Source organism: Spirillospora sp. NPDC048823 (assembly GCF_043198445.1).
GTDB lineage: Bacteria > Actinomycetota > Actinomycetes > Streptosporangiales > Streptosporangiaceae > Spirillospora.
The window spans coordinates 539,198-561,526 of record NZ_JBICUT010000002.1 but is presented as its reverse complement, the minus strand read 5'-3'; the positions used below and the strand labels follow the sequence as shown (position 1 = coordinate 561,526).

Here is a 22,329-nt window from a genome sequence, read left to right as displayed (position 1 = left end):
GATCACCGACAATGGTCCGCGTGAGCGACCTTCCCCGCCGCGCGGTGACGCGGTCAGCAAAGCTGGCGTCCCTCCCCATCGGCTTCGCGGGCCGCACCGCGCTCGGCATGGGAAAGCGGACCTTCGGCAGGCCCGCCGAGGCCGTCGCGACGGAGATCCAGCAGCGCACCGCCGAGCAGCTGTTCAAGGTGCTCGGCGAGCTCAAGGGCGGGGCGATGAAGCTCGGCCAGATGCTGTCGATCTTCGAGGCGGCGCTGCCGCCGGAGATCGCCGGCCCGTACCGCGCCACGCTGACCAAGCTGCAGGAGGCCGCTCCCCCGCTGCCCGCGGGCACCGTCCACAAGGTGCTGGCCGAGTTCCTCGGGGAGGACTGGCGGGACTACTTCACGTCGTTCGACGACGAGCCCGCCGCGGCCGCGTCGATCGGCCAGGTGCACCGCGCCGTCTGGCACGACGGCCGCGCCGTCGCCGTGAAGGTGCAGTACCCCGGCGCCGGCAAGGCGCTGATCAGCGACTTCAACCAGCTCGCCCGGCTCGGCCGGATGTTCGGCGTGCTGATGCCCGGACTGGACGTCAAGTCGATGCTCGCCGAACTGAAGGAGCGGGTGGTCGAGGAACTCGACTACACGATCGAGGCCGAATCCCAGATGGTCTTCCGGGCGGCCTACGCCGACGACCCCGACTTCTACATTCCCGAGGTCATCGCGCAGGACGGCAACATCCTGATCAGCGAGTGGATCGACGGCACCCCGCTGTCGAAGATCATCAGCGATGGCGATCCGGAGACCCGGAACCACGCGGCACTGCTGTACTGCCGTTTCCTGCTCTCCGGGCCGAAGCGGTCCGGGATGCTGCACGGCGACCCGCACCCCGGCAACTTCCGGCTGCTGGAGGACGGGCGGCTCGGCGTCTTGGACTTCGGCGCCGTCGACCGCATTCCCGGCGGCTTCCAGGAACGGCTCGGGCTGCTCCTGCGGATCGGCACGATGGCCGACATCGACGAGCTCGAGGACGCGCTGCGCCGGGAGGACTTCATCCGCGAGGGCGTGGAGATCGAGCCCGAGGCGCTGCAGGCGTTCATGGCCCCGGTCACCGAGCCGTTCATGACCGAGACGTTCAAGTTCAACCGCGAGTGGCTGCGCGACATGGCCGCCCGGGTCACCGACCTGCGGCCGTCCAACGTCGTCCGCCAGCTGAACCTGCCGCCCGAGTACGTGATCATCCACCGGGTGCTGTCGGCGGGCACCGGCGTGCTGTGCCAGCTGGACTGCGAGATCCCGGCCCGCGCCGAATCCCTCAAATGGGTCCCGGGATTCGCCGACGACGAGGACGGCTGTGTTGATTGCGGCGCCCTTGGCGTCAGGCCCTAGAGGGCCTTCCTTCGGCGGGCGCCGCGCACTGATGTGGTGCGCGGGTCTCCGCCTGCAGGCTCAATGCCTGTGCGGGCTCGGCGCCCGCACGTACGTCTCGCCCGCGGCCGGCGCCGTCGGCGCGAGCAGGACGCGCCGCACCCGTGACGCCCTCGTCCGCGCGTCACGGCGCGCACGCCGCAGCACACGGACACGGGCCGCCAGCTCATCGGGCACGGCCCCGGGTATTCGCTCCCGGGACGGATCCTGGCCCGGCAAGGTCTTCTCGTCTTCTCCGAGGACCTGCCCTGTGCAGATCTCCCGCGGCTGAACGGTCATCATCGTGTTCCCTCCGGCGCCCGGAGGCGCGGTCCCCGCGCGGGGGCCGCGCCTCCGGGGTTGGTGCGGTCGTGTGCCGGCGTGCTCACACGGTCACTTCGTCCGGGCGCGGGTGCTTGCGCGGACGGCCACGCGGCCGCTTGCGCGGAACGATCACACCGCGGACGAACAGCTCGCCGCCCCAGACGCCCCAGGGCTCCTTGCGGTCGAGCGCGCCTGCGAGGCACTCCCTGCGAAGCGGGCACTCCAGGCACAGGGCCTTGGCGAGCTCGACGTCGGCGGGAGCCTCGGCGAAGAACAGCTCCGGGTCGGTCCGGCACGGAAGAGTGAGGTCCTCCTCGCTTACTGCGAGTGCCCCCTGCATCACAGTCACCCTTGTTCCTCTCGTTGGATCTCAACGGGCGTGTCAGTGGGTTGTCCGGGAAAAAGAAGAAGGCCGCGGATCCGGTCTGGATCCGCGGCCTGGGGGCTGTGCCGGTCTATTCGCTAGACCGGTCGCCTCCAGGGATACGGACCCGACACGCCACCCTTGACGGTGACGCCCACGTGGGCCGTGGCCGGAGCCGGGACGCTCGTGCCCTCGGAAAGGTGTTCGAGGACACTTCGCCCCTGGCCGTCCTGGATTCGCTGCGCAATGTGCAGATCACGCAGATTCGTTCCGCGCATGCTCCACATGCCGCGGGAATCGCGCAGTCGCACACCGGACGCCGCGGAATACGCGGCGGGGCCATCGGGGATCGAGACGCCAGGGCATGCGGCGGTCCAGGACGACGCGGATTTGAACAACGTGTTACTCACCGGACTGCACACCACCTCTCTGGCTGCTCGGGCCGCACCGGCGGATTCAAGATCCACACCGGTCTGGCCGGTTGATTGCTCGCGTTCGAGCGTACGGGGACTCCGCAGAATCAACAAGATATTTTTGACCTGCGGTTTTGTGGGTCACTTCACCCTTTTCCCGCGGAACCTGTGCCGTCCGGGGAGCGTCGAACCCTCCCGGGAGACCCGCACATCACCGCCGCGGCGAGTCCGCGACCCGGACGAGCCCTTCCTGCATCACGGACACGACCAGTTCCCCGGCCCTGGTGAAGACCTGGCCGCGAGCCAGCCCCCGCGCACCGCCGGCGAACGGGGTCTCCTGGTAGTACAGCAGCCAGTCGTCGGCCCGGAACGGCCGGTGGAACCACATCGCGTGGTCGAGGCTGGCGCCCATCGTCCGTTTGTCCCCCCAGGCCAGGCCGTGGTTGAGCAGGACGGTGTCGAGCAGCGTCATGTCCGACGCGTAGGTCATCAGGCACACGTGCAGGAGCGGGTCGTCCGGCAGTTCGCCGTCGACCTTCAGCCACACCTTCGACTCGGGGGTCGCCAGCGACGGGTCTTTCGCCGCCTCCCACGTCAGCGGCGTCGCGTGCCGGATGTCGAACGGGCGGCGCGTCACGAACTCCCGCGCCCCGACCGCCCCGAACAGCGGCGTCAGGCGCGCCAGGCCGTCCGGCAGCGACTCGGGCGCGGGGGCGTCCGGCATCGCGGCCTGGTGGACGGGCCCGTCCTCGAGGATCTGGAACGACGCCGACAGCGTGAAGATCGCCTTGCCGTGCTGGACGGCGGTGACGCGCCGCGTGGTGAAGGACCGGCCGTCCCGGACCCGGTCGACGGTGTAGACGATCGGGACGAGCGGGTCGCCCGGACGGATGAAGTAGGCGTGCAGGGAGTGCACGGGCCGGTTCGAGGGGACGGTGCGCCCGGCGGCGACGAGCGCCTGCCCGGCCACCTGGCCTCCGAAGACGCGCTGCCGCCGCTCCTCGGGGCTGCGGCCGCGGAAGATGTCGTTCTCGATCTGCTCGAGGTCCAGCAGGTCCAGCAGTTCCTTCAGCGATTCCTTCACGGCCGCCAGTCTTCCGTATCCGGTGGTGTGAGCGGCATCTCAGCCCCCCGGACGCCTGGAGGCCCTGCTCACACTCCGCACAGGCCGAGGACCGCATCGCCGTAGCGGTCGAGCTTCACCTTGCCGACGCCGGGGATGCGGGCCAGGTCCTCCATGGATTCGGGGCCGCGCTCGGCGATCGCCTGGAGCGTCGCGTCGGTGAACACCACGTAGGCGGGGACCTTCTGCTCGGCCGACACGCGGGCGCGCCATTCCCTGAGCGCGATGAGGAGTTCCTCGTTGAGCTCGGAGGGGCAGTCCTCGCAGCGGCCGAGCTTACGTTCGACGGCGGCGGTCAGCGGGCGCCCGCACACCCGGCACGGCTGCGGCCCCTTGGTGGTACGCCGCTTCGCCCGGTCGGCGCGGGCCGGGGTGTGGGTGGCGGTCTTGCCGGTCAGGCCGTCCAGGAAGCGGGACGGGCGGCGGTGGCGCGACCCGCCCGGTGAGCGCGACAGCGCCCAGGACAGCGACAGGTGGACGCGCGCCCGGGTGACGCCGACGTACAGCAGCCGCCGTTCCTCCTCGATCTGCGCGGGCGTCTCCGCGTAGATGATCGGCAGCGTCCCCTCGGCGAGCCCGACGAGGAACACCGCGTCCCACTCCAGGCCCTTGGCGGCGTGCAGCGACGCGAGCGTGACGCCCTCCAGAGGCGGCGCGTGCTGCGCGGCGGCGCGTTCCTCCAGTTCGGCGACGAAGTCCGGAAGGCCGGCCTTCGGGTTGTCGGCGGCCATGTCCTCGGCGAGCTGGGCCAGCGCGGCGAGCGACTCCCAGCGTGCTCGGGCGGCACCGGCGCCCTCGGGCGGCCGGTCGGAGAACCCCGCCCCGGACAGCACGTGCCGGACGGTCATGATCAGCCCCGTCCCGTCGTTCTCGGCGTCGGCGCCCGCCCGCGCCGCGCCGCGCAGCCTGACCACCGCCTCGCGGACCTCGGGCCGCTCGAAGAACCGTTCCGCGCCGCGCAGCACGTAGGGGACGCCCGCCGCCGCCAGCGCCGCCTCGTACGTCTCGGACTGCGCGTTGATCCGGTACAGGATCGCGATCTCCCGCGCGGGGACGCCCTCGTCGACGAGTTTGCGCGCCCGCCGCGCCGCGTCGTCGGCCTCGGCGACCTCGTCGTCGTACTCGTTGAACACCGGCTCGGGGCCCTGTTCGCGCTGGGCCTGCAACTCCAGCTTGTGCCGGACCGCCCCGTCGCCCCTCGCCTGCCCGATCACCCCGTTCGCCAGCCGCACCACCTGCGGCGTCGACCGGTAGTCGCGGACGAGCTTGACGACCTTCGCGTCCGGGTGCTCGCGGGTGAAGCCGAGCAGATGGGACGGGGACGCGCCGGTGAACGAGTAGATCGTCTGGTTGGGGTCGCCGACGACGCACAGGTCGTCGCGGTCGCCGAGCCAGGTGTCGAGCAGCATCTTCTGCAGCGGGTTGACGTCCTGGAACTCGTCCACGACGAAGTACCGGTACTGCTCGCGGACCTGGTTCGCCACCTCCCGGTGCTCGGTGAGGACGGCCGCGGTCAGCTCCAGCATCCCCTCGAAGTCGAGCAGGTTGCGTTCGCGCCTGAGCTGCTCGTACATCGCGTAGACGCGCGCCACGTCCACGATCTCGGCGGGCGGCTTCCGGGCGGCCTGGACGACGGCGGCGGGGTAGTCCTCCGGCCGGTGCTGGGTGACCTTCGCCCATTCGATCTCGCTCGCGACGTCGCGCAGTTCCGTCCGCCCGAGCGAGAGCCGGCACGCCCGCGCCGCGTCCGCCACCAGCCCGATCTTCGAGTCGATGATCTTGGGTGGTTCGCCGCCGACGACGCGCGGCCAGAAGTAGGTGAGCTGACGCAGCGCCGCGGCGTGGAACGTCCGCGCCTGCACGCCTGGCGCGCCGAGCTGCCGGAGCCGGCTCCGCAGTTCCCCCGCCGCCCGGGTGGTGAACGTCACGGCCAGCACCCGCTGCGGCGTCACCACTCCGGTCAGCGTGGCGTAGGCGATGCGGTGCGTGATGGCCCTGGTCTTGCCCGTCCCGGCGCCCGCCAGCACGCACACCGGCCCCTTCACCGCCTCGGCGACCGCCCGCTGTTCGGGGTCGAGTCCCTCCAGCACCGACTCAGCCAACATCCCCCCATACTCGCAGCCCGCACCACCCGTCACGGCCATCACGCCACCTGTGGACGAGTGGAATGCGCAGCGGGTGTCTACTGTTCTTCGGAGCGGATCGTACGAACGAACAAGGGAGACGACGGAGCGATGGCGACGCCGACGACCGACCGGGCCAAGGGCACGACCGGCCAGCTCACCATGTACACGACGACCTGGTGCGGGTTCTGCCGCCGGCTCAAGAGCCAGCTCGCCCGCGACGGCATCGAGATGGTGGAGGTCGACATCGAGCGCGACCCGGAGGCCGCCGACTTCGTCATGAGCGTCAACGGCGGCAATCAGACGGTCCCGACCGTCCTCTTCCCCGACGGCTCCGCGGTCACCAATCCCAGCGCCAAGGCGGTCAAGGCGAAGCTCGCCTCCCTCGCCTGAGCCAACCCGAGCCCGGCGCCCGTTGGGGTCGCCGGGCTCGCGCATGTCCGGTGGCGATCAGAAGTCGGGCATCTTGGGGAGGTCGCCGCCGTACCAGCGCATGATGAGCTGGGCGGCGATGGACAGCGGGCCGGGCGCGACGATGTCGCCGGCGTCGATGGCCGTGCGGAGTTCGTCGCGGGTGTACCAGGCGGCGTCCAGGATCTCCTCCGGGTCGGGGTACAGCGGGACGTCGCCGTCGGCCCTGGCGGTGAAGCCGAGCATGAGGCTCTGCGGCAGCGGCCACGGCTGGCTGCCGAGGTAGCGGACGTCCCGGACGGGAATCCCGACCTCCTCCTTCACCTCCCGCGCGACGGCCTGTTCGAGGGATTCGCCCGGCTCGACGAACCCGGCGAGGATCGAGCGGCGGTCGGCGGGCCACTGCGGGCCGCGGGCCAGCAGGATCCGGTCGGCCCCGTCCGTCACCAGCATGATCACGGCGGGGTCGACGCGGGGGAAGTGCTGAGAGCCGTCCTCGGGGCACACCCGCACGTGCCCGGCGGACGCCGTCCGCGTCTCGGCGCCGCAGCGCGGGCAGTACCGGTTGTTGCGGTGCCAGTGCTCCAGCGCCACGACATGGGTGAGCAGGCCGGAGTCCTGGTCGCTCAGGAGGGCGCCGACGCGGCGCAGCCCGGACGGCTGCGTCCCCTCGATGGCGGGCAGCGGGCCCGGCGTCCCGAAGTAGGCGGTGCCCGCGTCGTCCACGCCGAGGAGCCAGCGGTCGCCGTCCGGCGCCTGGTCCGGCGGGACGAGGACGAGCGCGGGGGTGGGCTCGTAGGTCACCAGCGCGCGGCCGTCCTGGACGACCAGGACGCGGGTGCCCGGGTCCGCCCAGGCCGCGTCCAGCCAGGCGTCGTCGCGGCGGTGCAGCGCGACCCTGTCCAGGGTTCCGCGTGAGAGTGCCAGCCACTCCAGGGGGCCATCGGTCACGTTCTGCTCCTCTCCAGGGGTTTCAGCGCAGCGCGGTGGCGAGTTCTTCCCACAGGTACGCGGCGGTCTCGGCGCCCTTGAGGAGCAGCGGTATCTCGACCTTCTCGTTCGGGGCGTGGATGCGGTCGCCGTTCAGGCCGACCGCGACGAAGATCAGCGGCGCGTCCAGGATGTCGGCGAGGTCGGCTTCGGGGCCGCTGCCGCCTTCGCGGGTGAACAGGACCTCCGTGCCGAACGCCCGTCCCATCGCGCGGCGCGCGGCCTCGACGCCGGCGGAGTCGATCGGCGAGAAGCACGGCCGGACGCCGCCGCCCGGGACGCGCACCTCCGCCTCGACGCCGGGCGGGGTGTGCTCGGCGACCCACGCCTTGAACGCCTCCTGCACCTTGCCGGGGTCCTGGCCGGCGACGAGCCGGAACGAGAGCTTGGCGTGCGCGTCGCGGGGGACGATGGTCTTGCCGCCGGGGCCGGTGTGCCCGCCCCACATGCCGTTGATCTCGGCGGTGGGACGCGCCCAGATCCGTTCGAGGGTGGTGTAGCCCTTCTCGCCGTGCGCGGCGCGGCTCTCGCCGGCGCCCCGCAGCCACTCGTCCTCGTCGAACGGGAGCCGCGCGAACAGGTCGCGCTCCTCGCCGGTCAGCGGGACGACGTCGTCGTAGAAGCCGGGGAGGGTGACCCGGCCGTCGCCGTCGTGCAGGGCGGCGAGCAACGCCGCCATGGCCTGCAGCGGGTTCGGCACGGCGCCGCCGAACGAACCCGAGTGCAGGTCGGTCGACGGGCCGCGCAACGTGACCTCGGCCTCCGTCAGCCCGCGCATCCCGGTGCACATCGACGGGACGTCCGCCGCCCACATCGTGGTGTCGCTGATGACGACGGCGTCGCAGGCGAGCCGGTCGCGGTGGGTGCGCAGCAGGTCGGCGAAGTGCTTCGACCCCGACTCCTCCTCGCCCTCGACCAGGAGCTTGATCGTGACGGGCGGCGCCGTCCTCCCGGACGCGGCGAGCGACGCGCGGATCCCGAGCGTGTGGAAGAAGATCTGCCCCTTGTCGTCGGACGTGCCGCGGCCGACGAGCCGGTCGCCGTCCTCGACGGGCTGGAACGGGTCGGTGTCCCACTCGTCCAGCGGTTCGACCGGCTGGACGTCGTGGTGGCCGTACACGACGACGGCGGGTGCGCCGGGGTCGCCGGCGGGCCATTCGGCGTAGACGGCCGGGAGTCCGGGGGTCTCCCAGATCTCGACGGCGGGGAAGCCCTGGCCGCGCAGGTATTCGGCGAGCCACTCCGCGGATTTCCGGACGTCCCCGGCGTGCGCCGGGTTTCCGGAGACGGACGGGATCGCCAGCCACTCCTTGAGGTCGGCGATGAACCGGTCCCGGCCTGCCTGGATGTGCGCGACCACGTCGTTCCGCTGTACGTCGTTCACCTGCATGCCCCTTCGCATGTGTACTGTCGGGCTGAGTTTCCCTCATCCGGTGTTCGCCGACGTCCGTACCCGTCCGGTCTGGAACCGGTCACTCGTCCCCCGGAGCCTTCTTGATCCTCATCGATCCGCCGCTGTGGCCCGCACGCGGCCGCGTCTGGTCGCACATGGTGAGCGACGTCTCGTACGAGGAACTGCACGCCTTCGCGGCGGAGCTGGGGATGCCGCCGCGGGCGTTCGAGCGCGACCACTACGACGTCCCGTCCGAACTCTACGAGACGGCGGTGTCGCTGGGGGCGCAGGCGGTCGGTTGCCAGGAGCTGCTGTCGCGCCTGACGGCGGCGGGCCTGCGCCGGCGAAAGGCTTACCGGCCACGGGGTGCCGCCGCTAGGCGTTGAGGAGCGTCAGCTCTGTCCGGATGTTGTTCCTTGCGCGTTCTTCGTAGCGTTCCCGGGCCGTGGCCGTGTGAAAGAGTCTCGGCAGCGCGAGTAGGCCGTTGAGCACTTGGGCGCGTCCCGCTTGGAAGAACTCGTCGGGGACGAACGCGTACTCCTCGCGGACTGCGGCGGCGTAGGCGGCGTACTGGTCGGAGTCCGCGCCGAGGATCGCGAGGTCGGCGTCGCACAGCACCTGGCCGTTCGGGTCTTCCTCGTGCGGCGCGTGCGTGGTGGTGAGCTCGATCAGGCGGACGACTTCCTCGATGTCCGGTTCCCGGAGGTCGGTGTCGGTGAGCATGCGGGCGGCGAGGCGGGCGCTGCGTTCCTCGTTGTCGGCGCGTTCGGGGTCGTAGACGGCGTCGTGGAACCAGGCGGCGAGCCGGACGAGGTCGGGGGCGGCGGCGTGCCCGGCCAGCTCGTCCACGAGGTCGAGGACGGCGGTGAGGTGGCGGCGCGTGTGGTAGCGGCGATGCGGCTCGCCGTAGCGCTTGTCCAGTTCCGTTCCGATATGCCGGGTGTGAGGCCCCGCAAGCGCGACCCACCGGTCGACGAGATCCATGGCACCATCCTGCCGGATCACCGAACGGGCGGGACACGCGATGTCATCGTTCTTGCCTCCCGCATGCGGCACCGCCACTATGGTGACGGCGAGTTAGGCAAGGCTTACCTCACCCAATGCCCGCCTCGCCCTCCGGCTCATCGAAACCACCCGGCTCATCTCACTGACCGGCTCATGTCTCGCACTGGAAAGGCCGATCGTGGCCGCCTCGCTCCATCTGGTCGCCGGAAAGACGACCGACTCGGTGACGCACGGATTCCTGCCCGCCGCCACGCGCCTGGGCCTCGCCACGACGCTCCTCACCGACCGTCCGGCCGCCCACGCCGGGACGCACAGCGGACCGGTCGTCGAATGCGATGTCACCGACTTCCGCGAAATCATCGCCGCCGTCGACGGCGAGCCTGCGGCCATCTTCTCGAACAGCGACCTCCTGCAGGCCCCTGCCGCGCTGGCCGCCGCCTATTTCGGGCTCCCGGCCAAGGACTGGCGGGCGGCGGCCCGCGCGAAGAACAAGGCGCTCATGCGGCGGCATCTGGCGTCCCTCGACCCGGTCTTCTCGGCCGACGCCCACCGGGTGCCGGCGGACGCGCCCTATCCGCTCGTCCTGAAGCCCCGCGAGGGCGTGGCCAGCGAGGACGTCTTCCTCGTCCAGGACGCCCTGGAGCTCGCCATGCGACGCGGCGAGATCGCCGCGCACCGGGACGGCCCCCTGGTGGCCGAGGAGTATCTTCCGGGACGACTCCACACGCTGGAGACGCTGGGCGACGGGCGGGAACTGCGCGTCCTGGGCTCGTTCCGCACGACCCTCTCTCCACCGCCGTTCTTCGTGGAGGAACGCCTGGAGTGGACGGCCCCGCCCCCGGAAACGCCGCAGATCCTCAAGCAACTCGAGGTGATGGGCGTCGGTTTCGGGGCCTGCCACACGGAGTTCGTCGTCCACGAGGGCCGCGCCCGCATCATCGAGGTCAACTACCGGCTGATCGGCGACCACTGCGACTTCCTGCTGGCCGACCTGCTGGGCGTGCCTCTGTTCGAGGAGATCCTGAACGTTCACCTGGGTGAACCGCTCCGGGCCTGGCGCGTCCCCGACCGAAGGCATGCCGTCGCCGAACCGGTCATCGCCGACCGCTCCGGCGAACTCACGGCGGCTCCCGGCCCCCTGCAGATGGACGACGGCCCAGTGCGGCTCGCCTATCGCCCTCAGCGCTCGGTAGGGGACACCGTCACCGTCACCCGCACCAACCGCGACTACCTCGGCACGATCCGCGCCATCGGTTCCGGGGCCGACGAGGTGAACGCCGCACTGGCGCGCTTCCGCGCCGCCCACGACTGGACGATCGCGTGACCGGCGACGACATCGAAGGCCGGCTCGCGGCCCGGGTCCTGGACGCGCTCCTCCGCGAGAACTACGCCGGCCTGCACCGCTTCATCGAGCACCGGACGCTCGATCTGCCGGGGCGTCCCGTACGCCTCCTGGACGCACGGCCGGCGTTCCTCTCCGAACTCGTCGTGGACCCGGCGCAGAACCTCAGGCTGAGCGATGTCTTCACCGCCGTCCGCACAGTGGCGGACCCGCGCGACGACATGGCCGCCTTCGAGCGGGAATGCCTGGACGCCCTGGCGGCCATCAAGCTCCACAACGACGCGCGCCCGGCGGTGTACCGGCGGCTGGCGCGCATCCCGCGCGAACTGCGGACCGGCCCCGGGACGTTCTACGAGACGCTCGCGGCCTGCAACGACCACCCGGTGCATCCGATGGGCCGCAGCCGCGCGGGCCTGTCCATGGCCGATCTGAGCCGCTACGCGCCCGAGTTCGCGCCGTCGTTCCCGCTCCGCTGGGCGGCGGTGCGGAACCCGGTGCTGGCGGGTTCGCTCCCCGGCTGGTGGCCGGCCCCCGCCGACGTCGGCCTGCCCTCCGCGGACGCGCTGTTCCCCGTCCACCCGCTGGCGGTGCGGCACGTGAGCGCGCTCCCCGGCGCGGCCCTCGTCGCCCCCGACCCGTACCTGCAGGTCACCCCCACACTGTCGATGCGGACGGTGGCGGCCACTCCGCTCGGGCACGTGAAGATGCCGCTGCCGACCAGCACCCTCGGCCTCCGCAACCGCCGCACGATCATGCCCGGCACCCTCCCGGACGGCGCACTCGTCGAACGCGTCCTGCGCCGCGTCCTCCTGCGGGAACCCTCGCTCCCGGTGCTTCTCACCGATGAGCAGACCTACGGCCACGCGCAGGACCCGTTCCTCGGCTACCTCGTGCGGCGCTTTCCACCCGAAACCGCAAACGCGCACATCGTCCCCATAGCGGCACTGCTCGCCGAGGCACCCGATCACGGTCACGTAATCGAAGGCTGGGACGTCAAGCCGCTCTTCGACGCCTACCTGTCGGCGCTGTTCTCATGGAACGTCACGCTGTTCCGCTACGGCATCGCACTGGAGGCGCATCAGCAGAACGTCGCCCTCGTCCTGGACGACGCCCCGCCCCGCCTGCTGATCAAGGACAACGACGGCGCGCTGATCAACACGTCCCGGCTCCGTGAACGCCTCCCCCCGTCCCCGGGCACGGACCCGCGCGACCTCGTCGACCGCAGGATGACGACCGATGACGACGAGGCGCTGGCCCGCGTCTTCATCACCATCACGCTGCACCTGTGCGCCGCCGCCCCCGCCCTCGGACTGGCCGAACACGGCCTGCTCCCCTGGCGCACCGGCCGCACGATGATCCGCGAGCGGCTCGCCGATGCCCTCGGGCCGGACGAGGCGTTCCTGCGCTCCCGCACGCTCGACGCGGACACGCTGCCGGGCAAGGCCATGGTCACCGCCGGAACCCTCGTCGGCAAGGCGCGGACCGGCGCGGCCGACATCAACAAGCACTACGGCCCGCCAGGGCCGAACTACCTGCGGGACGCGACGTGCCCGTGACCCGAACCACCACACCCACCGACCACACTGCACAACCCACGGGACCCGACGTGCTGCTGACAGAACCCGGCATCTCCGCCGACGACGCCACCTCGACCGCGCTGCTGAACTGCCTGATCCGGGAGGTCTGCGCGCCCGAGCAGCAGGTATGGCCGGACGGCGTGCACCTCGTGGCCCGCCTGCCCCGCGCGGGCGTCGTGCTGCGCACGGGCCTGGCCCGTCCCCCGGTCGGACCCACCTACCGCCTGGCGCCGCCCTACGAGGAGCGGCGTGGCGAAGAGTGGATCGCGGCTCCCTGGGACAGGCTGGCGAACCTGGTGGCCGGCGAGCTGGAGCTGGCCACCGGCCGCGCGAACCAGGAGTTCCTCACCCAGGTGGACGACAGCCGCAACGCCTTGGCCGCGATCATCGCCGCACGAAGCGAGCCCTCCGACGGCCGCTACATCGATTCGGAACAGTCCTTGGTGGCGGGGCACCGTTTCCACCCGTCCCCCAAGTCACGCCAGGGTTCCCCGGCCGACTGGCTTGAGTACGCCCCGGAAACGCGATCGCGCTTCCGCCCCCACTGGCTCGCCGTCCCGGAAGACCTCATCGCCGAAGAAGGGGACCCGGACGCGTTCGAAGCCCTGGAGTCGTACGGGCCGTCGTCCCCACCCGGCCGCAGACTTCTCCCCGTCCACCCATGGCAGTTCTCCTTGATGGCGGACAACCCCGTCCTACAGGACGCCCTGGCGCGCGGTTCGCTGCTCAACCTCGGGCCGTCCGGCGCCGAGGCGGTGGCCACATCGTCCGTCCGGACGGCCTATCTGCCGGACGCCGACGTGTTCTGCAAGTTCAGCCTGGACGTGCGCATCACCAACTGCGTCCGCAAGAACGCCTGGTACGAGCTGACCGGAGCGATAACCCTCAACGAGCTACTGCCGCCCATCTTCAAAGAGCTGGATTCCACGCTCCTCACCGAACCCGCCTACCGCAGCACCACCCTCGCCGACCGCCGCCTGTACGAAGGCCTGGGAGTGATCCTGCGCCAAGGCGTCAAGACCCTCCCCGGCACACCGCTCCTGGCCGGCGCACTGGCCGACCCCTACACCGCGCTCCTCGCAGACCTACCGGCCCTATCGGCGCCCGGCGGCGCCGAAGCCTGGTGGGACGCCTACGTGACGCAGGTCGCGCCCCCGGTACTGAGCGCCTACCTGGACCACGGCGTCGTCCTGGAACCCCACCTCCAGAACGTCCTCATCTGCGTGGACACCGACGGCATGCCCATCCACGCGGCGTTCCGCGACCTGGAGGGCACCAAGCTCACCGCGGGCCGATGGGATCTGAGCCACCTCCCGTCCCGCGTGGCCGAAAGCCTCACCTACGCCCCGGACCGCGGCTGGAACCGCGTCGTCTACTGCCTCGTCGTCAACCACCTGACCGAGATCGCGGCCGCGATAGCGGACCGGCACCCGCCCCTCGAACGAGCACTGTGGCGAACAGCGAGAAAGCATTTCGCGGCCCACGACCACCATCCGCAGATAAGGGCACTCCTGGCCGGCGTGCCCCTGCCCGCCAAGGCGAACCTCCGCACCCGCTGGTCACGCGCGGCCGACCGCGGCGCCGCCTACGTCCCCGTCCCCAACCCGCTCGCCGCACCCCGGCCGCTGTGAACGAGTACGCCGTCGGCCTCGGCCGCTACCCGGCCTACATCTACGACCTGCCCGGCCTGGACGCGCACGCCGCGGAAATCCGCGCCGCCCTTCCCAACACGGAACTCTTCTACGCCGCCAAGGCAAACCCGGATGCCGAAATCCTCCGGACCCTGGCCCCACACGTGGACGGCATTGAAGTCTCGTCGGGCGGCGAACTCACCCACGTCCGGGCGACTCTGCCCGACGTCCGCATAGCCTTCGGCGGCCCAGGCAAGACGACCGAAGAACTGTCCCTGGCTCAGCACCTCAACGTCGACCGCATCCACGTGGAGAGCCCGCGAGAACTGTCCCGCCTCCCCGGCCCGGCCGGTGTGCTCCTACGGGCCAATCTGCCCCTCGGAACCCCGAACGCCGCCCTCACCATGAGCGGCCCCTTCGGCATGGACGAGCCCGCACTCAACGAATGCGCCCGCCGCATATCCGAAAGCCCCCGCATCGACCTCCGCGGCGTCCACGTCCACCTCGCCTCAGGCCTGGACGCTCCCGCGATGCTCGACCTGGCCACCCGGATAAGGGACTGGGCACTCCCCTGGCTGGAAACCCACGGGATAAGCGACCCGGAACTCAACATAGGCGGCGGAATGGCCGTCGACTACACGCGACCCGACACCCGCTTCGACTGGCGGGCCTACGGCCAGGGCCTCCCCGCGACCCCGTCCCTCCGCATCGAACCGGGCCGTGCCCTCACGGCCTACCACGGCTGGTACGTCACCGACGTCCTGGACGTGAAAACCACCCGCGGCGAGACTTACGTGATCCTTCGAGGCGGCACCCACCACCTGAGGACCCCGGTGACGAAGGGCCACGACCAGCCCTTCAAAGCCCTGACCGCGAGCGGCCCTGAGAACCGGGCCACCCTGGTCGGCCAGCTGTGCACGCCCAAGGACGTTTTCGCCCGCGACGTCCTGGTCCCGCACCTGTCCCCAGGCGACGTCATCGCTTTCACCATGGCCGGCGCCTACGCCTGGAACATCTCCCACCACGACTTCCTCATGCACCCGAAGCCGGCGTTCCACTACCTACGCTGAACCTCACCCGGAATAGATGATCGACACGATTCTCAGCGCCGCCTCCACCATCGCCCGATCCCCCTCGGCCCGGACACGCTCAGCGGCAAGGTCCGGACCGATACCACGGGTGCACAGGCGCCAGGCAGTGCCGGGATCAAGTTCGACCAATCCCGAAGGACGGGCCCGCGTCTCCCGCCGCAGCACCCACCGATCGGCCCCGCGAACGCAGGCCCAACCCCCGAACCCGGTGACGACCACTTGGAGGACGGCGCCTTCGGCCGCGCCGACATCTCGCATCGTGTGCGGCAGCGCCCGCATGAAAGTGTCGAGGACGGGTTCGAGATAACGCGGGTCCGTGAGCCCCGCCCGTCCGGTCGCGTCGCAGATCTGCTGGTGATGCGTCCAGTACTCACTGAAGTCCCGGGCGGCGTCCAGCCACACCGGGTGCGGTTCGGGACCGGCCCAGGAGACCGGGCCGCCCACAGCCTCCATATCGGCGGCCCGCCAGAACGCCGCGATCTCGTCACCGGCGGACGACAGCATTTCGATGAGGAGCCGCGGGCTGATACGGCGCGCCGCCGTGACCCACTCGTCGTTGATGCGGTCGATGAAGTCCGGGAACGCCTCACCGCCCCGCGGCTTCAGCGCCTCGTACTGGTCGCGGCCCCTGGAAAGCCGTCCGACGTGGTCGCCCAGCACGTGCGCGGCGATGTCCTTGACGGTCCACCCGGGGCAGGCGGTCGGCCGCGTCCACTCATCGGGCCCGAGGCCGCGCAGCAGCCCGATGAACGCGGCCTGCTGCTCCGCGAACAGCGGCCGGACGTCGATCGGCGGACCGAGCCAGGCGCTCATGTGCGAACCGAACCGTGCCAGCACCAAGACGTCAGGCGCGAACGGCCCGGAAGCTCCGCACGGCCGGTCGCCCACAGCAGCGTCGGCCACGGCTCCGTGTCACGCGGAGCATCTGGGAACAGCCGTGCGAGCACACGCGAACACATCCCGGCGGGCGGCTCCCACGGCAACCCGAGCCCTTCCGCCAGGTCATGGGTGTGAACGAGAATCTCCACGATGCCCATCGCGGCGAACCCTCCGGGATCCGATGCCCCGAAAACATGATGGGCCCGCACGTCCGGCGGGGTACTGCGCACCATCGCGATGAGCAGCCCCCCGCACGCCTCCAGCACCTGCAAGAGCCCGGCGGGCCCCGCCTCACGGTTCGCGTGGACGGCGTTCGCGGGGCCACCGGGCCTCCGGCTCTCCCACACGAACGGCACCTCGCCGTCCATCGGCGGCGTCCTCGGCCCCAACTGGGCGGCGTAGGCGAACAGGTCGTCGCTCAGATGCTCGACGGTCTCCCAGCAATCCCATTCGAGCGACCCCGCCTTGGCGTCCCAGGCCCCCGGAGGCGCCTCCCGCAGCGCGGCTACGGCAAGCTGAACGGCCGAGTCCAGATCGTCGGCGGTCACGGCATCAGGCATAGGGCGACGCTACCCGGCCCTTGAGCCGCCATGGCACGGGAAATTCGCGTTGCGGGCGGGGACGGGTGGTCTTTAACGTGACTGCCGACAGCGTGTAGCTCAGCAGTAGAGCACCGGGCTTCCTACCCGGAGGGCGCGGGGGCGGAACCCGCCACGCTGGCTATGGACGAGAAGGTGCAGGCGAATCCGGGTTACGCCGCGGGCCAGATGGCCAAGGCGTTCGTCACGGCGCTGACCCATGAGGACCCGGAGACGCGGGTCCGGGCCGAGGAAAGGATGCGGCGCTGGGAGCGGGTCGCCTCCGGGATGAGGCGCGGGTCTCTGAACGTCGGGTCCAGGACGCCCGTCAAGGGCCTGCCGGCCTGGGCGACGCCCGAGGTCGTGCGGGGAGGGTTCGCCACGGGCGACGCGGCGGCCGGCGGGCCTCTGCTGGAGTACGAGGTGGAGGCTGCACAGCGCAGCGAACTCCCCGCTGAACGGCGTGAGCTGTTCATGTATCACCTGACCGACCGGGGCCTGGACGAGCTGTACACCATGCTCGACAGCGGGCGATATGACGTCGTCGTGCCCGAGGAGGCGGCGCTGCTCGTGGTGGCGTGGCTGCTGCGGGCAGGAGATCGGGACATGGCCCTGGGCGTCCTGGAGGCGATCGGGCCGTTCGCCGACCGGCTGCGGTTTCTGCCGCGTCCCGGGGAGGCCCCCGGCGATTCCTCCCTTGCGTGCCGCGAAACCATCGGGGACGTGAGGAGGCGGATGGCGGCCAAGCCGCCCAACACCGCCGTGGCCGCGATGAACGAGGCACTGGCGGTGTGGAATCCGTTCGGGGACGAACTGCTGGGGCATTGGCTTGAGACCGTCCGGGACGGGCGGGTCTTCGCCGATGAACCCGATGGCTGGCGGGAACGCGGTGCTGAACTGCTCGCGCGCTACAACGGTCTCGCCAAGGCGCACAGACTGTGCGGCAAGCATCGGCGTCCCAGGGAGAACCTCGCCATTCTGCGGACGTCCCTGGAGGAGGTCCTGGCCGGGCGGCCACCGTCCCGGCTGCTGAAGCACGCCGTCGACTCGATGGTCGCCAAGCGGGGCGCGCCTGGAGCGGCGGAGCACGTCGCTCTCCGCAACGGCCAGGCGGCCATCGCCGCGCGGCCGACACACCACGCGTTGGCACAGGTCGTGGCTGCGCGGCTGAGCAAGATGCCGCAGAACACCGGTGCGCCGTCCGTCGAGTCCTTCGTCGCACCCGTCGTCGACGGTGAGGCGCGGAGTGAGCTCCCCGAGTCGATGCGGCGCATCGTCGAGAACGCTCTGCAGGCACCGGTCAGCACGCTGGTCGAGCGCGGGATCGTCCCATCGGCGGAGGTCCTGGCGGAGCTGGTGCCTCAGCTTGTGGCATCGACGTCGGCGCTCTCCTACCCGGACCCCGCATTGCGGGCTTTGATGACGGCCACCTACCGGGCGTTCCGCAACCGCCGTTCGCTGCTGCTGTTGAATCTGGAGCATCAGGTACGGCTGAGTGAACTGCCGTGGGTCCAGGCGGTGGAGAAGTACCGCCGGACGGACCACGTCGCACAGAAGAACGCGCACACGGTGCTGGTGCAACTGGCCGAGCTGACCCTGCAGGGCTTCCCCGGAACCATCGTTCCGAACCCGATGGTCGGCGAACTCAGCACGCTGGCCCACCGGGCCGGTCTCAAGGTGCCGTTCGTCGAAGAACTGGCCGCCGACATCCTCATGGGCACGTTCTCACCGAAGTTTCTACGCGCGGCGCAGCTCGCGGGCGAGGTGCTGGAGGGCTCGGTCTACGAGCGTTACTACGGGATCGACTACGCGGCCGTCCGGACACTCGCGGCGGGGTTCGGCGAACTGTGCAGCGCGCGGGCCGGGGCGGCGACCGGGCGGTCGTGGGTCGCGGCCAATGGGACGGTGATCGAGCAGGCGCAGATCCTGACCACGCACAACCTGGCCGCGCTCGTCCATCCGATCGGGGTCGACCCCGCGGACGGGTGGGACGGTCTCGCCAGGCGCGCGTTCGGCGTCGCGTGCAAGCTCGTACGGCAGGTGCACGGGAATCCGCGTCCGCTCGCGACGGTCAAGGACGCCGCCTACGCGTGGCGTCAGGCCGTCTTCTTCCTGGCGCTTTGTGGGCTCAAGGACCAGATCGCTGTCATCGCGTGGATGCAGGCGGAACTGGACCGGCAAGCCCCGCATGTCGTCCGGCGGCTCGATCCGGTGCTCGCCGGGCTCCGGCATGTGCTCGTGGGCGGGAGCCTCGGCGACGGGTCGGCGGCGCCCGGCCGCCGGTTCCTCGGATGGACCACCGGAGAACACTGGATGACGTCCTGACCTGCGAATCCGCGAACGGCGGCGGAATGTCGGTGGGCGGTGGAAGGCTGTGCCGCACCTGACCGGTCCGGGTCGGGGTCGTGGTCGGCCGTACCGAGGTGCTGGAGGTCAATTGGACGCGGGCAATGCCGTGTGGGAGCGGCGGAGCGCGGTGCGCGTGGTGCCGCCCGTCCAGCCGCGCAAGCTGGCGAAGGTGCCGTTCGTCGAGATGGCGGACGGGCGGTTGCAGGGAGTCGTGTCGAGTGGTTCGGACATAGCGCGTGTGTACGTGTCGTCGGTCGCGTCCGGTTCCCACGGGTTCAGTTGCAGTACCAACAACAACCGGCCGTGCGGCGGGTTGTCGGGCTCGTATCCGTGCAAGCACCTGCAGGCGCTCGTCAAGGAGGCCGTCCTGCAGTACGGGGCAGAGCGGGTCGCCCGGTACCTGAAGGCCGAGGTGGACGAGGGCGGCGACCTCCTCGGCGCCCTGGACGGGCGGAAGGAGCAGGCGCCGGCGGCCGTGGTGTTCAGCCGCTTCCTCCGGCATCTGGCCTACCTGGAGTTGCCGTCGACGACGACACCTCTGGTCGAGATGCAGTGGTTCCCCGCCACGGGGGCGGTGCGCTGATGCTCGGAGTACAGCTCGGCGAGCTGACCGGCGCGACACCGCCGGGGGTGGACGAGGCCCTCGACGTCGTCGCAGGGTTCGATGAGGCGCTCGCGCACGGGTTCGGGCGGCTGGGCGAGGAGCAGGCCGCGGCGCTGACCGCGCTCGCCGGGGCGCTCGCCGGGTCCCCCCTGGGCGGTCCGGTGGCGGAGGCGGTCGGGAAGGTCGCCGCCGGGTCCGTCGCGGACACGCATCTGGTGACGCTGGCGGGGGCGCGCACCGCCGTGTTCGGCGCCGTCCACGACGCGCTGGCGGGGCATCTCGACGCGGCGCTCGGCCGGCCCCGAAGCGATTGGGACGACCCGGGCCCGGGCGCGGCCGAGGCCGAGAACCTGCTCAGCGGGTGCCGGTCCTGGCTCGGCGAGCTGGCCATCGCGGGCTGGCGCGGCGTCGACCACGACCTGGTGTCGGCGTCCGACCAGACGATCGAGGCGGCGCTGGCCGAGCCGCGGCTGCGGGGCCTGGGCGTCCTGCTGGACGGTCTCGCGGCCGAGCTCCGTGCGTCGTGCCCGGTGGCGACGATGGAGCGGCTGCCGGTGCGACGCTGGAGCGACCTGTGGGCCCGCGGGATGCTGCTGTCCCATCCGGGAACGCCCGGCCAGACGGCCGAGACCGTTTCGGGGCGGCTGCTCGTTCTGGGTGTGGACGTCCATGAGCACGCGACGGCCGTCCAAGTGCAGGTCCACGCGCTTCTCGAATCGGCGGGCGAGCGGCCCCGGATGGTGAGGGTCAGTGTGGGTGCGGCCAAGGTCGACACCATCGTGGGGCCGGCCGTGTGGCGGCTCCTCGGCGACCATCCCGTCCTCCTCGGTGCGCTGGCCGAGCAGCGGGCCCTGGACGTCCAGGACGTGCCCCTCATCGGCGGGAACCTGGTGTGGGACGACGGCCGCGCCAAGGCCGGCGACGTCGCCGATCCGTTCGCCACCGCCCGCGTCCAACTCGGTGAAGCGCTCGCGCCCGCCGTCCAGCCGCTCGACCGCCATCCCGTGCGGATCGCCGAGCCCGTCCTCCTGGAGGGCTACACGGTCAACGGCACGGCGCTCGAACTCGACGGCCGGCCCCTGGAGATCGACGTGGAACGGCTACCGTCGAGCGGTCCGCTGACGCCCGAGCTCGTCGCCGCGTCGTCGGCGTGCATCGGGCTCGTCCGGTGGGACGGCCGGTGGAGGGTGCAGCCCCTCGCCGTCCAGGCGACGGTCAAGAAGAAACCCGTCGAGGCGCACAACGGCGACTGGGCCCTCGGCCCCACCGACCCGAAGGTCGTGAAGGCGGAGGCACGCTCGGGTGACGCCGTGGCCGTGCTGCGTGAGCGGGCGGGGCGGTTGCTGCGGAAATGAGCATCCAGGACGCACAAGAAGCACACGAGATTCCGGAACGATCCGGCCAGAGCGCTGATGCGAACCGGCGGCAGGTCCTTTACTGGCGTCTCCTGGCGCGCGTGTTCGACGCGGAGGAACACCCGTCGCTGGAGTCGGCGAGCGTCGCGATCGTGGACGACCTGGACCTCCCTCCGGCGCTGCTCGACCCGGGCGTGTCGGTCGACAACCTCGTCCAGCGCTTCCCCGCCCTGGCCGCCGAATTCGAAGACCTGGCGAACCCCGCGGCGGACGCCGGCGCGGCAGACGCCGGGACGGCGGGCAGCGGCGCAGACAGTGGTGGCGCGGCCGGCGGCGGAGGCGAGGTGCGGCGGGCGGCGCTGATCTCGAAGCTGCTGCTCAACACGTTCCAGACCGGCAGCGGCAGCGTGACGGCGGGCCAGCTCGGGGCGTGGCAGAAGGACGCCGGCTGGCTGAAGCAGGCGCTCGGTGAGGAGGGCGCGGGCGAGGCGTCGGGCGTCCTGGCGGAACTGGAAGGTGATCTCGTCGGCCGGATGCGGCTCCGGGAAGTGCTGGCGGATCCGAAACTGGCGAGCCGGCTGACCCCGAGCATGTCGCTGATCGAGCAGCTGCTGCGGGACAAGGCGAACCTGTCGGGGGTCGCGCTCGCCAACGCCAAGTCGCTGATACGCAGGTACGTCGAAGAGGTCGCGGAGGTGCTGCGGACGCAGGTGCAGCAGACGAGCGCGGGCGTCGTCGACCGGTCCGTGCCGCCGAAGCGCGTGTTCCGCAACCTCGACCTGGATCGGACGATCTGGAAGAACCTCACGAACTGGAGCCCGGACGACGAGCGGCTCTACGTGGACAAGCTGTTCTACCGGCACACCGCCAAGCGCACCACGCCCGCGAAGCTGATCGTGGTCGTGGACCAGTCGGGGTCGATGGTCGACTCGATGGTGAACTGCACGATCCTCGCGTCCATCTTCGCGGGGCTGCCGAAGGTGGACGTCCATCTGATCGCCTTCGACACGCGCGCGGTCGACCTGACGCCGTGGGTGAACGACCCGTTCGAGGTGCTGCTGCGCACGAACCTCGGGGGCGGCAACGACGGCCCGGTCGCGATGCAGATGGCCCGGCCGAAGATCACCGACCCGCGCAACACGGTGATGGTGTGGATCTCCGACTTCTACGAGTTCGACCGATCGCAGGCGCTGTACGACGGGATCGAGGCGGTGCACCGGTCGGGCGTGAAGTTCATCCCGGTCGGCTCGGTGAACAGCTCCGGGAGGCAGATCGTCGAGCCGTGGTTCCGGCAGCGCTTCAAGAACCTGGGCACGCCCGTGATCTCCGGGAAGATCCAGAAGCTCGTGTTCGAGCTGAAGAACTTCCTCGCATAGCACTCTCCCCCAA

At 71.0% G+C, this 22,329-nt stretch carries 20 protein-coding genes and 1 tRNA gene; 12 read left to right on the top strand and 9 right to left on the bottom strand.

The window, feature by feature from the left end:
• The first annotated feature begins 20 nt into the window (after nucleotides 1–20).
• A complete protein-coding gene (locus tag ACGFK0_RS06090) occupies nucleotides 21–1,370 on the top strand; it encodes an ABC1 kinase family protein (RefSeq protein ID WP_392900895.1) in 1,350 nt (449 codons plus the stop codon).
• Nucleotides 1,371–1,430: 60 nt separating this feature from the next.
• Here the strand turns inward: ACGFK0_RS06090 and ACGFK0_RS06085 are convergent, their stop codons facing one another.
• The 4 genes from ACGFK0_RS06085 to ACGFK0_RS06070 all read right to left on the bottom strand — a co-directional run bounded on the left by ACGFK0_RS06085 (nucleotide 1,431) and on the right by ACGFK0_RS06070 (nucleotide 5,717).
• Nucleotides 1,431–1,691, bottom strand: coding sequence for a hypothetical protein (locus ACGFK0_RS06085; protein ID WP_392900892.1), 261 nt, complete (start codon nucleotides 1,689–1,691; stop codon nucleotides 1,431–1,433).
• 82 nt (nucleotides 1,692–1,773) lie between these two features.
• Entirely contained in the window at nucleotides 1,774–2,052 is a 279-nt protein-coding gene (locus ACGFK0_RS06080) for a WhiB family transcriptional regulator (protein WP_392901437.1), read from the bottom strand.
• A gap of 648 nt (nucleotides 2,053–2,700) precedes the next feature.
• Complete coding sequence (gene tesB, locus ACGFK0_RS06075) at nucleotides 2,701–3,573, bottom strand: acyl-CoA thioesterase II (protein ID WP_392900889.1); 873 nt, start codon at nucleotides 3,571–3,573, stop codon at nucleotides 2,701–2,703.
• 68 nt (nucleotides 3,574–3,641) lie between these two features.
• On the bottom strand, nucleotides 3,642–5,717 hold the full coding sequence (locus tag ACGFK0_RS06070) for an ATP-dependent DNA helicase UvrD2 (RefSeq protein WP_392900886.1): 2,076 nt from the start codon (nucleotides 5,715–5,717) through the stop codon (nucleotides 3,642–3,644).
• 129 nt (nucleotides 5,718–5,846) lie between these two features.
• Between ACGFK0_RS06070 and ACGFK0_RS06065 the strand changes: the two genes are divergently transcribed.
• Nucleotides 5,847–6,128: a mycoredoxin gene (locus ACGFK0_RS06065; protein WP_392900883.1), complete on the top strand. Its 282-nt coding sequence runs from the start codon at nucleotides 5,847–5,849 to the stop codon at nucleotides 6,126–6,128.
• 57 nt (nucleotides 6,129–6,185) lie between these two features.
• Here the strand turns inward: ACGFK0_RS06065 and nudC are convergent, their stop codons facing one another.
• Together nudC and ACGFK0_RS06055 are read right to left on the bottom strand one after the other, a co-directional pair.
• Nucleotides 6,186–7,097 (bottom strand): NAD(+) diphosphatase, encoded by a 912-nt coding sequence (gene nudC / locus ACGFK0_RS06060; protein WP_392900879.1) that lies wholly within the window; start codon nucleotides 7,095–7,097, stop codon nucleotides 6,186–6,188.
• Between the two features lie 22 nt (nucleotides 7,098–7,119).
• Entirely contained in the window at nucleotides 7,120–8,520 is a 1,401-nt protein-coding gene (locus ACGFK0_RS06055; RefSeq protein WP_392900876.1) for a dipeptidase, read from the bottom strand.
• Between the two features lie 110 nt (nucleotides 8,521–8,630).
• Between ACGFK0_RS06055 and ACGFK0_RS06050 the strand changes: the two genes are divergently transcribed.
• Nucleotides 8,631–8,915 (top strand): DUF4031 domain-containing protein, encoded by a 285-nt coding sequence (locus ACGFK0_RS06050; protein ID WP_392900873.1) that lies wholly within the window; start codon nucleotides 8,631–8,633, stop codon nucleotides 8,913–8,915.
• On the opposite strand, the gene ACGFK0_RS06045 is transcribed toward ACGFK0_RS06050, so the two are convergent.
• Entirely contained in the window at nucleotides 8,905–9,513 is a 609-nt protein-coding gene (locus ACGFK0_RS06045) for an HD domain-containing protein (protein ID WP_392900870.1), read from the bottom strand. The two genes, ACGFK0_RS06050 and ACGFK0_RS06045, sit on opposite strands and share 11 nt — an antisense overlap.
• A gap of 199 nt (nucleotides 9,514–9,712) precedes the next feature.
• Between ACGFK0_RS06045 and ACGFK0_RS06040 the strand changes: the two genes are divergently transcribed.
• From ACGFK0_RS06040 to ACGFK0_RS06025, 4 genes are read left to right on the top strand one after another with little or no spacing between them, the layout of a single operon-like run.
• Nucleotides 9,713–10,858, top strand: coding sequence for an acetyl-CoA carboxylase biotin carboxylase subunit family protein (locus tag ACGFK0_RS06040; protein ID WP_392900867.1), 1,146 nt, complete (start codon nucleotides 9,713–9,715; stop codon nucleotides 10,856–10,858).
• Nucleotides 10,855–12,432, top strand: coding sequence for an IucA/IucC family protein (locus tag ACGFK0_RS06035; RefSeq protein ID WP_392900864.1), 1,578 nt, complete (start codon nucleotides 10,855–10,857; stop codon nucleotides 12,430–12,432). Before ACGFK0_RS06040 ends, ACGFK0_RS06035 begins: the two co-directional genes overlap by 4 nt.
• Nucleotides 12,433–12,482: 50 nt before the next feature.
• Complete coding sequence (locus tag ACGFK0_RS06030) at nucleotides 12,483–14,084, top strand: IucA/IucC family protein (RefSeq protein WP_392900861.1); 1,602 nt, start codon at nucleotides 12,483–12,485, stop codon at nucleotides 14,082–14,084.
• On the top strand, nucleotides 14,081–15,154 hold the full coding sequence (locus ACGFK0_RS06025; RefSeq protein ID WP_392900858.1) for a type III PLP-dependent enzyme: 1,074 nt from the start codon (nucleotides 14,081–14,083) through the stop codon (nucleotides 15,152–15,154). The genes ACGFK0_RS06030 and ACGFK0_RS06025 overlap by 4 nt, the downstream gene beginning before the upstream one ends.
• A 3-nt stretch (nucleotides 15,155–15,157) precedes the next feature.
• On the opposite strand, the gene ACGFK0_RS06020 is transcribed toward ACGFK0_RS06025, so the two are convergent.
• Together ACGFK0_RS06020 and ACGFK0_RS06015 are read right to left on the bottom strand one after the other, a co-directional pair.
• The gene (locus ACGFK0_RS06020; protein WP_392900855.1) at nucleotides 15,158–15,988 is read right to left on the bottom strand and encodes a maleylpyruvate isomerase family mycothiol-dependent enzyme; all 831 of its coding nucleotides are present in this window, start codon (nucleotides 15,986–15,988) and stop codon (nucleotides 15,158–15,160) included.
• Complete coding sequence (locus tag ACGFK0_RS06015) at nucleotides 15,985–16,614, bottom strand: maleylpyruvate isomerase N-terminal domain-containing protein (protein WP_392900852.1); 630 nt, start codon at nucleotides 16,612–16,614, stop codon at nucleotides 15,985–15,987. Before ACGFK0_RS06015 ends, ACGFK0_RS06020 begins: the two co-directional genes overlap by 4 nt.
• A gap of 88 nt (nucleotides 16,615–16,702) precedes the next feature.
• On the opposite strand from ACGFK0_RS06015, the gene ACGFK0_RS06010 reads away from it, so the two are divergent.
• From ACGFK0_RS06010 to ACGFK0_RS05990, 5 genes are all read left to right on the top strand, one after another.
• Nucleotides 16,703–16,774, top strand: a tRNA-Gly gene (locus ACGFK0_RS06010).
• 2 nt (nucleotides 16,775–16,776) lie between these two features.
• Nucleotides 16,777–18,957 carry a transcriptional regulator gene (locus ACGFK0_RS06005; protein WP_392900849.1) on the top strand — a complete coding sequence of 727 codons (2,181 nt, stop codon included), beginning with the start codon at nucleotides 16,777–16,779 and terminating at the stop codon, nucleotides 18,955–18,957.
• 112 nt (nucleotides 18,958–19,069) lie between these two features.
• Nucleotides 19,070–19,564 carry a hypothetical protein gene (locus ACGFK0_RS06000; protein ID WP_392900846.1) on the top strand — a complete coding sequence of 165 codons (495 nt, stop codon included), beginning with the start codon at nucleotides 19,070–19,072 and terminating at the stop codon, nucleotides 19,562–19,564.
• Nucleotides 19,564–20,940, top strand: a complete 1,377-nt coding sequence (locus ACGFK0_RS05995; protein ID WP_392900843.1) for a hypothetical protein — start codon at nucleotides 19,564–19,566, stop codon at nucleotides 20,938–20,940. Before ACGFK0_RS06000 ends, ACGFK0_RS05995 begins: the two co-directional genes overlap by 1 nt.
• On the top strand, nucleotides 20,937–22,316 hold the full coding sequence (locus ACGFK0_RS05990) for a VWA domain-containing protein (protein WP_392900840.1): 1,380 nt from the start codon (nucleotides 20,937–20,939) through the stop codon (nucleotides 22,314–22,316). The genes ACGFK0_RS05995 and ACGFK0_RS05990 overlap by 4 nt, the downstream gene beginning before the upstream one ends.
• Nucleotides 22,317–22,329 lie beyond the last annotated feature (13 nt).